Annotated in this window: 10 protein-coding genes; 6 read left to right on the forward strand and 4 right to left on the reverse strand. The window is 69.1% G+C overall.

Going from position 1 to position 11,836, the window contains the following annotated elements; genetic code table 11:
- Positions 1-240: 240 nt before the first annotated feature.
- Positions 241-840, forward strand: coding sequence for an SACE_7040 family transcriptional regulator (locus ABT130_RS45105; RefSeq protein ID WP_350966131.1), 600 nt, complete (start codon positions 241-243; stop codon positions 838-840).
- A 6-nt stretch (positions 841-846) separates the two neighbouring features.
- On the opposite strand, the gene ABT130_RS45110 is transcribed toward ABT130_RS45105, so the two are convergent.
- The gene (locus tag ABT130_RS45110; RefSeq protein ID WP_350966132.1) at positions 847-1,716 is read right to left on the reverse strand and encodes a universal stress protein; all 870 of its coding nucleotides are present in this window, start codon (positions 1,714-1,716) and stop codon (positions 847-849) included.
- Between the two features lie 257 nt (positions 1,717-1,973).
- On the opposite strand from ABT130_RS45110, the gene ABT130_RS45115 reads away from it, so the two are divergent.
- Both ABT130_RS45115 and ABT130_RS45120 read left to right on the forward strand, forming a co-directional pair.
- A complete protein-coding gene (locus ABT130_RS45115) occupies positions 1,974-4,190 on the forward strand; it encodes a thiamine pyrophosphate-dependent enzyme (protein WP_350966133.1) in 2,217 nt (738 codons plus the stop codon).
- Positions 4,191-4,325: 135 nt separating this feature from the next.
- Positions 4,326-4,751: a DUF2730 family protein gene (locus tag ABT130_RS45120; RefSeq protein ID WP_350966134.1), complete on the forward strand. Its 426-nt coding sequence runs from the start codon at positions 4,326-4,328 to the stop codon at positions 4,749-4,751.
- Positions 4,752-4,801: 50 nt separating this feature from the next.
- Here ABT130_RS45120 and ABT130_RS45125 read toward each other — a convergent pair whose 3' ends face one another.
- Genes ABT130_RS45125 through ABT130_RS45135 form a run of 3 tightly spaced genes read right to left on the reverse strand, consistent with a single transcriptional unit; the run spans position 4,802 to position 7,368 of the window.
- Positions 4,802-5,947 (reverse strand): magnesium and cobalt transport protein CorA, encoded by a 1,146-nt coding sequence (locus ABT130_RS45125; RefSeq protein WP_350916772.1) that lies wholly within the window; start codon positions 5,945-5,947, stop codon positions 4,802-4,804.
- 10 nt (positions 5,948-5,957) lie between these two features.
- Positions 5,958-6,434, reverse strand: coding sequence for a nuclear transport factor 2 family protein (locus ABT130_RS45130; RefSeq protein WP_350916769.1), 477 nt, complete (start codon positions 6,432-6,434; stop codon positions 5,958-5,960).
- A gap of 16 nt (positions 6,435-6,450) precedes the next feature.
- Positions 6,451-7,368 carry an amidohydrolase family protein gene (locus tag ABT130_RS45135; protein ID WP_350916889.1) on the reverse strand — a complete coding sequence of 306 codons (918 nt, stop codon included), beginning with the start codon at positions 7,366-7,368 and terminating at the stop codon, positions 6,451-6,453.
- 83 nt (positions 7,369-7,451) lie between these two features.
- On the opposite strand from ABT130_RS45135, the gene ABT130_RS45140 reads away from it, so the two are divergent.
- The 3 genes from ABT130_RS45140 to lanKC form a co-directional block, all read left to right on the forward strand.
- A complete protein-coding gene (locus ABT130_RS45140) occupies positions 7,452-8,168 on the forward strand; it encodes a M50 family metallopeptidase (protein ID WP_350966135.1) in 717 nt (238 codons plus the stop codon).
- A 238-nt stretch (positions 8,169-8,406) separates the two neighbouring features.
- Positions 8,407-9,120, forward strand: a complete 714-nt coding sequence (locus ABT130_RS45145) for a sensor histidine kinase (RefSeq protein WP_350916763.1) — start codon at positions 8,407-8,409, stop codon at positions 9,118-9,120.
- Positions 9,121-9,268: 148 nt separating this feature from the next.
- On the forward strand, positions 9,269-11,836 hold a 2,568-nt coding region (gene lanKC / locus ABT130_RS45150), incomplete at its 3' end, for a class III lanthionine synthetase LanKC (RefSeq protein ID WP_350966136.1).

Raw genomic sequence — 11,836 nt, forward strand, 5'->3', positions numbered from 1 at the left:
CACTCCGCGATCGCCGCCGCGGCTCCCGGCACCACCCGGCAGGGGCGTTCCTCGATCACCATCAGCTTCACCGTCTCGCTGATCGCATAGGCGCCTGAAACCCTCGCCACCCGGGTCGCAGGTGCTTCGCAGCACCGGCCAGCCACTCATGCGGGCCCTCCTGTCCGGCTCCGTCGCCGCTGGGTTAAGGATCACTAACTTCACCACAGATGTTAGTCATTATTAACGTTACCGTCTACCATGCGGAAGGTGACGACTGCCCAGCCCGCTACCCGCAATCGCGGCTCGCGGCGCGCCGAGATCCTGGACGCCGCGGCGAGACTGTTCGCGGCGCGCGGCTTCCACGGTGTCTCGATCGAGGACATCGGCGGCGCGGTCGGCACCTCGGGTCCGGCCCTCTACCGGCATTTCAGCGGCAAGGAGGCTCTGCTCTCCGAGATGCTGCTGGACGTCAGCGAGCGCCTGCACACCTCGGGAACCCGCCGCGTGACCGAGGCAGCCGACGCCGAGCAGGCCCTGAACGCCCTGCTCAGCTGCCAGATCGAATTCGCGCTGAGCCACCCGGCGCTGATCACGGTGCACGACAGGGAGCTGGACAACGTACCCGAGCCCGCCCGGCGACGGATCCGCAGGCTCCAGAGACTGTACGTCGAGGAGTGGGTCACCGTGCTGAGCGAGCTCTACCCGGGCCGTTCCCAGGCCGAGCTGCGCGCCGCGACCCACGCCGTCTTCGGGCTGCTCAACTCCACACCGCACAGCGCCGGGGAACTACCGCCCGCGGCGATGGCCGAACTGCTGCGCGGCATGGCCCGCGCGGCGCTGGCCACACCCCAAGGTTAGCAATCACTAACTCATGATGTGGGCACCCTTGCGCGGGGACGTGAGCCACGCCTGCGAGGGGTTCACCATGACCGTGCACGGCGCCTCGCGCAGCAGCATCTGGCAGGCCGGGCCGATGGCGAGGCCCGGCGGGTCGTCGTGCTCCCTGTCGGCCACCACCATCAGGTCCGAACGGTCGGCCGCGTGACGGAGCACCTCGACGTGGGACCTCGTCTCGATCATGGTCTCCACCTCCAGCTGCGGATACCTCTCCTCCCACAGCGCGACGTTGGTGTTGAAGCGGACCGCCACCCGCCGGGTGTCGTCGGCGCCCTCGGGGCAGAGGCAGATCACCAGCAGCGTCGCCCTGCGCAGCCTCGCCTCCTCGAAGGCCAGGCCGAGCTCCGCCGACTCCAGGTGCGCGTCCTCCACGGCGATCGCGACGCGGTCGGTGCGGAGGTGGCCCGGCTGCCTGACGACGGCCACCGGGCAGCGGGCGTGCGAGGCGACCTGGACCGTCGTCGAGCCGATCTTCAGCTCGTCGAAACCGCCGGAGCCGCGCGGGCCGATCGCGACCAGCTCGGCGGCACCCGACACGCTCACCAGGGCCGCCCCCGGCGACCCCTCCACCAGCTGGCCGCGCACCCGTGCCCGGGGGGCCAGATCGTGCGCCAGGGCCAGCCCCCTCTCCAGGATGTGCGAGCCCATGCGCCGGATGACCGCGGTGGTCTCGTGGGTGACGGAGAGCATCGGGTAGGGCCACTGCCAGGCGTGACAGATCAGCAACGGGAGGAATCTGAGGCGGGCCTCCTCAAGGGCCCAGCGCAGTGCCCGCCGGCTCTCCGCGGAGTCGTCGTATCCGACGACCACCGGCCGCTCATCGTCCTGTACCAGCATTGCGGCTCCCCTCCCGCGTCACTCACCTTCCATACTTCACTGATCCTCACGCTCGGTAAGGCGACCATTCACAAGTCTTGCCTCGTTTTCCGGCTCGCACCGGCAAAGACACCTCCTTGACCATTGCTTCCGATAATCAGCAGTAAATTCTGACAATCCGTCATGGAAAACTGTTACATGAGGCCGATCCGCGACCCAGCCGCACCAAAGATGTCAAGGTTGAGGACGGCGTCCGCCGAGGAGGACATAATCGGGCTGTGGCGCGCGACACTGTTGAGACCCACTTCACCGAGGCCGTGGCCGCCCTCTCCCCCGGGGCGCCGCGCGATCCCGGCCTTCCCGTACGGGAGGGCACGACCCTGACCGGGGCCCGCTGCCGCGAGCTGTTCGAGTTCCAGCTGGGCAGCAGGCTGCTGGACGTCACCGCCCGCTGGCTTCGTGAGCAGGGGCAGGGCTTCTACACCATCGGCTCGGCCGGACACGAGGGCAACGCCGCGATCGCCGCCGCGCTGCGCGTCACCGACCCCGTCCTCCCGCACTACCGGTCCGGCGCCTTCTACCTGACCCGGTCGGCGATGGCGGGACGGCTGCCCGAGGAGGGGATGCGCGACGTGCTGCTCGGCCTGACCGCCTCGGCCGAGGAGCCGATGGCCGGCGGGCGGCACAAGGTCTTCGGCCACCCCGACCTGGCGGTGATCCCGCAGACCTCCACGATCGCCAGCCACCTGCCGCGCGCGGTGGGCGTGGCCTTCGCCATCGAGCGCACCCGCCAGCTCGGCCTGCCGGGACCGTGGCCGGCCGACGCGATCGCGATGTGCAGCTTCGGCGACGCCTCGACGAACCACGCCAGCGCCCTGTCGGGACTCAACACCGCCGCCTACTGCTCCTACCAGAAGCTGGCGCTGCCGATCCTGTTCGTCTGCGAGGACAACGGCCTGGGCATCAGCGTGCGCACCCCCGAGGGCTGGGTCAAGGCCGCCCACCACCCGCTGTTGAGGTACTTCGACGCCGACGGCTGCGACCTGGCCGACGTCCACGACGTGGCGCTGGCCGCCGCCGACCACGTCCGCTCGAATCGAGCCCCGGCCCTGCTGCGCGTCGGCACCGTCCGGCTGATGGGCCACGCGGGGTCGGACGTGGAGCTTTCCTACCGGACCAAACGGGAGATCGACGCCGACCTCGCGCGCGATCCGCTCGTCGCGACCGCCAGGCTGCTCGTCGAGGCCGGTCTGATCACCCCCGACGAGCTGCTGCTCCGCTATGAGACGACGCGCGAGCACCTGTTCAAGATGGCCATGGAGAGCTCACGGCGGCCCCGGCTGGTCTCCGCCCTCGACATCGTCGAACCGCTGGCCCCGCGCACCCCCGCCGCCGTCGCCGCGGCCGGCAGGAACGTCGCGGCCCCCGAGGCCAGGGCGAGGGCCTTCGGCGGCAGGCTCCCCGAGCAGGAGGGTCCACTGACCCTCTCCCAGGCCATCAACCGCACCCTCACCGACGCCCTGGCCGCCCACCCCGACGTGCTGGTCTTCGGCGAGGACGTGGCACGCAAGGGCGGCGTCTACGGCGTCACCCGCGGCCTGCAGAAACGCTTCGGTCTCGGCCGGGTCTTCGACACCCACCTCGACGAGCAGGCGGTGCTCGGCCTGGCACTCGGCTCGGGGGTCTCCGGCCTGCTGCCGGTGCCCGAGATCCAGTACCTGGCCTACCTGCACAACGCCCTGGACCAGATCCGCGGCGAGGCCGCGACGCTCCAGTTCTTCTCCCGGGGCGCCTTCCGCAACCCGATGGTGCTGCGCGTCGCCTCCTACGCCTACCAGAAGGGCTTCGGCGGCCACTTCCACAACGACAACTCCGTCGCCGCGCTGCGCGACATCCCCGGCCTGGTCGTGGCCTCCCCCGCACGTCCCGATGACGCCGCCTCGATGCTGCGCACCTGCCTGGCCGCCGCCCGCACCGACGGCAGCGTCTGCGTCTTCCTTGAGCCCATCGCGCTGTACAGCACCCGTGACATGTTCGAGGAGGGCGACAACGGCTGGCTCTCCCCGTACGCGCCTCCGGCCCGCTGGGCGGAGACGCACATCCCGATCGGGCGCGCCCGCAGCTACGGCGACGGCCGCGACCTGACGATCGTGACCTTCGGCAACGGCCTGCGGATGAGCCTGCGCGCCGCGGTCAGGCTCACCGCCGAGGGGTACAGCTGCCGGGTGCTCGACCTGCGCTGGCTCTCCCCCCTGCCGGTGGAGGATCTGATGCGGGCCGCCGAGCTGACCGGAAGGGTGCTGATCGCCGACGAGACCCGCCGTAGCGGAGGGGTCTCGGAGAGCATCGTCACCGAGCTGATCGACGCGGGTTTCACCGGCAGGATCGCCCGGGTGACCTCCTTTGACAGCTTCATCCCGCTGGGCGAGGCGTCCAGGCACGTGCTGCTGTCGGAGGCCGAGATCGAGGCCGCCGCCCGCAAACTGCTCAGCTGATCCCTCCGGACCGAAATCCCGGAACCCGCCTCCACCATGTCATCCGTACGTGTTCAATTGGATGCGCACTGTTATGGATCGTGACTCCGGCTCGTAGCCGGACAGCCCTCCGTTTCCCCCTGAGCAGGAGGTACCATGCCCGACGTGGCGATGAAAAGCACCGGTCAACGTGTAGCGGACCTGGAGGCCTGGGCCTTCAGGACCGGATCCGACCTGGCGGACATCAAGGAGACCTTGAACGATCTCCCTAAGATCATCCGCGAGGAGGTCATGACCTACACCGCGCCGATGTTCGAAGAGATCATGAGCAGGATGGCCACCAAGGAGGACCTCTCCGCTCTCTCCACCAAGGTCGACAACCTGGAAACGAAGATGGATGGGCTGGAGACCAAGGTCGACAACCTGGAAACGAAGATGGATGGGCTGGAGACCAAGGTCGACAGCCTGGAGACGAAGATGGACGCCCGTATGGACTCCATGGATACTCGCATGGACTCTATGGAGACTCGTATGGACTCCATGGAAGGCAAGCTCGACCTGATTCTGGCCAAGCTCAACTGACGGTGCGGATGTGCTGAGTGCACCCCCGCGAAGCCTCGCCGGGAGTGCACTCAGAGCCAGTCTCGGCGTTTGAACACCAGATACAGGGTGAGACAGACGCCCGCCATGAGCAGGACCGCGAAGGGATAGCCCCACGTCCAGTGGATCTCGGGCATCACGTCGAAGTTCATTCCGTAGATGGTGCCGACGAGGGTGGGGGCGAACAGGATGGCGGCCCAGGCGGAGATCTTCTTGACCTCCTCGTTCTGGGCGTTGCTCGCCTCGGTGAGCCTGGTCATGTGCTCGTTCTGGGCCTGGGCGACCATGGTCGAGTTGACCACGAGGATGTCGTGGAGCATCTGGCGGAAGCCGCTGACCCGCTCCGCGACGGTGATCGCGTGGTCGGCCACGTCCCGCAGGTATCTCTGCAGCTCCTCGTCCACCCCGTACTTGGCGGCCCCCGCGATGAAGCCCTCGATCATGCCCAGCAGCGGCTGGGTGGCCCGCTGGAACTCGATCACCTCGCGCGACAGCTCGTAGATGCGGCGGGAGACCCCGGGCTCGTTGCCGAAGACCTGCACCTCGATCTCGTCGATGTCGTTCTGCAGACCGGCGACCACGGGGGCGTAGCCGTCCACCACCGCGTCGAGGATGGCGTAGAGCACCGCCTGCGGGCCCTGGCCGAGCAGGTCGGGGTCGTGCTGCATCCTGCGGCGAACCTGTGACAGGTCGGGGGCCTCGCTGTGCCGTACGGTGATCACGAAGTTCTGGCCGACGAAGACGTGCAGCTCGCCGAAGTCGACCTCCTCGGCCTCGTCGAGATACCTGGCGGGGCGGAGCACCACGAACAGGGTGTCGCCGTAGCGGTCGGCCTTGGGCCGCTGGTGAGCGACGATGGCGTCCTCGACCGCCAGCTCGTGCAGGTCGAACTTCTCGGCGACGTCGAGGATGACGCTGTCCTCCGGCCGGTAGAAGCCGATCCAGGCCATGCTGTCCGGGGTGTTCTTCAGGCACTCGAAGGCGTCGGGAAGAGACTCGGGAGTGGCGGCGCGATGCCCGTTGACGTAGATCGCGTTGTCGATGACGCGTGAGCGGGGTGGGACCGGCAGCCCGTCACCGGCGGATCTGGGGTCCATCGAACGCTCGGGAGACTCCCGACCGGCGCCGGGACGCCCACGCATCAGGCTTCGCAGGCCCCGCACTCGCCGGTCGGTCACACGTGTCTCCTTATCGGGTGGTCATGAACTCTTGCAGCGACTGCATCGCGGTGTTGCGGATCTTGGCCCTGAGCATCGGGGTCCAGCCGAGGATGATCCCGGTCGGCAGGCCCATGGCCATCTTGGACCAGCGCCGCAGGTCGAAGTCGTCGTGGTGGCGAACGATGAGTCCGTCCTCGAAACGGAAGAGAGCGTCGATTTCATTGACGACCCTCCTGCCCGTCTTGCCGAAGGTGTAACTGGCGGTCCAGTGCGCGGTGCCCTCGTACTGGCGGACGGCGATGTCGCGGACCTCCACCCCGAGATCGGTACTGCGGCCGAGCAGCATCCGCCACATCCCCATGACCTTGTCGCGTCCTTCGAGGTCCTGGAAGACGGGGTCCCCGAACGTGACGTCGGGGTGGTAACAGCGCTCCATCTCGTCGGCGTCACGGCGTGCGAAGGCGTCATAGAACGTCTTGATGAGCTCGGCGTTTCGGTCGTTCACGAGTCTCTCCCGATCATCAATGTCCTGCCGACCGAGTGTAGTGCGCCGAAAGGTCAAGGAGATTGTCCGCATTGTTCCAACACACCGCGCGGAGCCAGTCGTCGCCCAGGTCGAGCCTGTCCAGCGCGTGGAGCTGGTGGGCGTAGGGGTGGGGGATGTTGGGGAAGTCACTGCCGAGCAGGACCTTGCCGGCCAGCCCAAGGTCACGCAGGCGCGGCCGGAGACGCGCGGGGAACGGCATACCACGCTCGGCGAAGTCGGTGAAGGTCATCGTGGTGTCGAGCCGCACGTTCGGGAAGGTCTCGGCCAGCTCGAAGAACTCGTCGTACTCCGGCATGCCGAGGTGCGCCACGACCAGCGGCAGGGTGGGATGGCGCTCCAGTACCCCGCCGACCGGCACCGGCCCTGTACAGCGGCCGGGCAGCGGGATCGAGCTGGCGTGGACGACGACGGGAACGCCCCGCTCGGCCAGCAGCCCCCACACGTCGTCGATCTCCTCACACCTGGGGTCGAAGTCGCCGACCTGGAGGTGGACCTTGAAGATCCGCGCCCCACGGCCGAGCGCGTCCCGGACATAGCCAAGGACTCCAGGTTCGGGGTAGAAGGTGGCCGAGGGCAGACATTCCGCCGTACGGCGGGCGAAGTCGAGCGTCCATTCGTTGAGGCTCTCGGCCATGCCCGGCCGGTGCGCGTAGGCGAGGGCGGAGAAGGCCCGCACCCCGAGCGCCCGCAGCCGATCGACCCGCTCCTCGACGGGCAGCCGGTAGTGGATCCGCCACCCTTTCCCCATCAGCGGACCGCCGTGCTCGAAGTGGTGCCAGACCCGGCGCTCCATGCGCTCGGGCAGGAAGTGGACGTGCACGTCCGCCAGGCCGGGCAGGCCAAGCCCGCGCCACCAGGCGGGGACGCCGGCGTCCGCGAGTTCCGGAATCATGTTCTGCACGACCTCGACTTTATCGCCAGCACACCGGCAGTCGTGGGACGCTTTGCTCTCATGCCGCGAAGGAGAAGTGAGCGTTGTCCGACCTCTGGGTGACCCTGACCACGGCCCGTTCCGGGCCGCCCCCCTGGGTCGTGCTGCTGTCCGCGCTGGCCGCACTGGGCGTGGTGTCGTGGTCCACCTCGTGGCAGTTGTCGCGAGGTCTGATCACCATCGCCCACGAGGGCGGGCACGCACTGATGGCACTGCTCACCCGGCGCAAGCTGGAGGGCATCCGCCTGCACTCCGACACCTCCGGCGTGACCCTGACCAGGGGCAGGCCCCGCGGGCCCGGCATGATCCTGACCGCCGCCGCCGGATACGTCGCCCCGTCCCTGCTGGGGCTGGGCGGGGCGTGGCTGACCTCCTCCGGCTACGTGGAGGTGCTGATCGTAATAGTGATCGTGTTGCTGCTCTGCATGCTGCTGCTGATCCGCAACCTGTTCGGCGTGGTGAGCCTGCTGGCGACCGGGGGCGCGATCTCCGTCTTCACCTGGTACGCCGAGCCCGACATGGACGCCGTCCTCGCCTATCTGGCCGTGTGGTTCCTGCTGCTGGGGGGTGTGCGGCCGATCGTGGAGCTGCAGCGCAAGCGGCGTTACGGCCGGGCACCCGACTCCGACGCCGATCAGCTCGCCCGGCTGACCTTCCTGCCCGGCGGGTTCTGGGTGTTCCTCTTCCTGGTGGTCGCGGGCGCCTGCCTGGTGGCCGGGACCTATTTGCTGCTGCCTCCGGCGTTCAAGCTCTCCTGGTAAGCGCGCCCCCTCCGGACCGGAACAGGTGATTTCGCGGTGACGCACGGCGTGCGCCAGGAGAACCCCTGACCAGCGGCCACCCCTCTCGCCATCCAGTTTCTATCATCGCATTTTCCGCTCATTCATCATCATTATGTCCCAGCTCCAAACAAAGCGGCAAGCCGCCCTTCTCGGTTGACATTTAACGCCTTTTTGAGTTTATTAGAAGGAATATCGTTTCCGCTGTGAGAGGCGCTTCATGCCACACCCCGCCTACCTCGTCGGAACGGCCGGGGCGGGCATCCTGCTGATCTCTCTGGGCGTCACGCTCGCCCTCACCCTGCGGATCAGGCGCCTGCGCGTCGAGCGGGAGCGCGCCCTCGCCAGGGCCTACGAGGGGTTCGCCCGCGACATGCACGACATCGTGGGGCACTGGCTCTGGCTAGCGTCCATCAAGGGAGAACTGGCCCACCGGCGGGCCGCCGGCGACGCACGCCTGCGCGAGGATCTGGAAGAGGTGCTCCAGGCGGTACGGCAGGCCGCGCACGCCGTACGGAACGTGTCCGCGGCCCGCCACCGGCTTTCGTTCCCCGGCGAGGCCGCCCGCGCCAGAGCGCTGATGGAGGGGTTCGGAGCCTACTGCTCGGTCCGGGTGGACACCGACGAGTTGCCCGAGCCCGTGAGCGCGGCGCTGGGCGCCGTGGTGCGCGAGGGCGTGACGAACATGCTGCGGCACAGCCAGGTGAAGCGGTGCGCGATCGAACTGGTCGAGCACGGCGGCCTGCTACGCCTGACCGTCGTCAACGACGGGGCACCCCGGCGGGAGGCGCCCTCCACCGGCGGCGACATCGGCAGCGGGGTGGGCAACCTCCGCCACCGCCTGGGCGAGCTGGGCGGCACGGTACAGGTGGCGGGCGGTGCGGACGGGTGGTTCACCCTGATAGCCGAGGTTCCCGGCAATTATTCCGAATAACCTTCATGTCTCTCACAAAAGCACAGGTAGCACCCACCTTCACGGTCGACACTGTGCGTTTCGCATATACGAGTGGTTTAGTTTGTAACTAGTGGTTTCTCGGGTTATCCGTAATTCTCTCTTCTGGAAGACAGCAGGGGAGAATGCCGTGGATGACCAGTATGAGCTTTATTGCCTGGCGGACCCGCTTTTTTACGACACGCTTGACGGCCAGCGGAGCGACCACCCCGATTTCGCGCTCGCGGCCCGGGAGGTCCCGGACGGCTGGCAGCACCAGGCGACCGACACCTGGATGCACTACGCGCCGCTCGCGGGCCGCATCCCCGCCCAGGGCTGGAAGATCCACGTCTCGGCCCGCGCCGAGGACGCCGAGCGCGCCCTGGAGACGGTCTGGGACTACTGCGTCCCCCGCGGCATCGCGTTCAAGTTCCTGCGCAGCCTGCCGGTCATGACCATGCTGAACTCCAAGGCCGCCCCCCGCGGCGCCAGCGGCAAACTCGTGACGATCTACCCGGTGGACGAGGCACAGCTGGAGCTCACCCTGAAGGAGCTCGACGAGCTGCTCGCCGGCGTCGAGGGGCCGTACATCCTCAGCGACCTCCGCTACGGCGAGGGCCCGCTCTTCGTACGGTACGGCGGGTTCGCCGCGCGGCGCTGCCTGGCCGGCAACGGCGAGCTGGTGCCGGCCATGGAGGACGGCGAGGGGCGGCTGGTCCCCGACGTGCGCGAGCCCTCCTTCGGAGTGCCGTCCTGGGTGACGCTGCCCGTCTTCCTCGAACCCCACCTGGCCGCCCGCAACGCGGTCACCACCGAGAGCCTGCCCTACCGGGTCGAGAGCGTCATGCAGTTCTCCAACGGCGGCGGCGTCTACCTCGGCGAGGACCTGCGCACCGGGGAGCGGGTCGTGCTGAAGGAGGCCCGCCCGCACGCCGGCCTCGACGCCGCCGGCCGGGACGCCGTGGCACGGCTGGCACACGAGCGCGACATGCTGGAGCACCTGTCCGGGCTGGACGCGGTGCCCGCGCTGATCGACTACTTCACCCTGGGAGGCCACCACTTCCTGGTCGAGGAGTTCGTCGACGGCAACCCGCTCCAGCGGCAGCTCGTACAGAGATACCCGCTGACCAGGGCCACCTGCGACGAGGCGGCCCTCGCCGAGTACACCGCCTGGGTGCTCGACACGCTTCCCAAGGTGCGGCGGGCGATCGAGTCCCTGCACGGACGCGGGGTGGTCTTCGGCGACCTGCACCCGAACAACATCCTGGTGACCGCGGACGGCCGCCTGGTGCTGATCGACTACGAGGTGGCGACCTTCAGCACCGATCGCGGCCGCGCGGCGCTCGCCCATCCGGCATTCGGCGCGCCGGCCGACCGGCAGGGCACGGACGTCGACCGCTACGCCCTCGCCTGCCTCTGCCTCGGCCTGTTCGCCCCCCAGCTCACGATCATGCTGCCGCTCGACCGCGCCAAGGTGGTCGACCTGGCCAGGCTCGTCACCGAGACCTTTCCCGTGCCGCCCGAGGTGATCGACGAGGCGGTCCTGACCGTCGCGGGCCCCGCTCCGGCGGCGGTCACACCGTTCCCGAGGCCGGGCCACGACGGCTGGCCCGAGCTCAGGAAGGCGATGACCCGGGCCATCCTGGCGAGTGCCACTCCCGACCGCGACGACCGGCTCTTCCCAGGCGACGTCGCCCAGTTCCAGCCCGGCGGGGGCGTCAACCTCGCGTACGGCGCCGCGGGCGTGCTCTACGCGCTGGCGGTGACCGGGGCCGAGCGCCTCCCGGCCCACGAGGACTGGCTGCGCCGCAGGGCGCTGGCCCCCGCTCCGGGGACCGGTGTCGGCTTCTACGACGGGCTGCACGGCGTGGCCTACGTCCTCGACCTGCTCGGGCACCGCCAGGACGCGATCGACACCGTCGACCTGTGCCTGCGCGAGAAGTGGGAGGCGCTGGAGCTGGGGCTGTTCGGCGGCCTGGCGGGCATGGGCCTGAACCTTCTCCATCTGGGCGTCACCACCGGCGAGCGGACCTTCGCCGACCTTGCCCTGCGGATCGTCGACATCTGCTCCGACAGGCTGGGCGGGCCCGACGACGTGCCGAAGATCAGCGGCGGCAGCCATCCCCGCGCCGGGCTGATGTACGGCTCCTCCGGGCCCGCCCTTCTCTTCCTGCACGCCTACGAGCGCACCGGCGACACGTCGCTGCTCGACCGGGCGGCCGTGGCACTCCGGCAGGACCTGCGGCGCTGCGTCACCGGCGAGGACGGAACCCTCCAGGTCAACCAGGGCTGGCGCACGCTGCCCTACCTGGACGAGGGGTCCGTGGGCATCGGCATGGTGCTCGCCCGCTACCTGGCCCACCGCCACGACGCGGACCTCCGCACCGCGCTCGACGGCTGCCGGCTCGTCACCCGGGGACGGTACTTCGTGCAGTCCGGCCTGTTCACCGGCAGGAGCGGCGTGCTCGCCGCCCTCGGCTGGGGCCTGAGCCCCGAGGCCCCCCACACCGACCACCCAGACCTGGCCGCGCAGCTGCGCGGGCTCGGCTGGCACGCGCTGCCCCACGGCGGCGGGCTGGCCTTCCCCGGCGACCAGTTGCTCAGGCTCTCCATGGACTTCGCGACCGGCACGGCCGGAGTCCTGTCGGAAGCTGGCGGACGACGACCTGGCGAGCCAGGTGCTGCGCGAGGTGCGAGGACCGTTCTTCGCGGTGTTCGT

Origin of the sequence: Streptosporangium sp. NPDC001681 (assembly GCF_040298085.1) — a bacterium.
Classification (GTDB): Bacteria; Actinomycetota; Actinomycetes; order Streptosporangiales; family Streptosporangiaceae; genus Streptosporangium.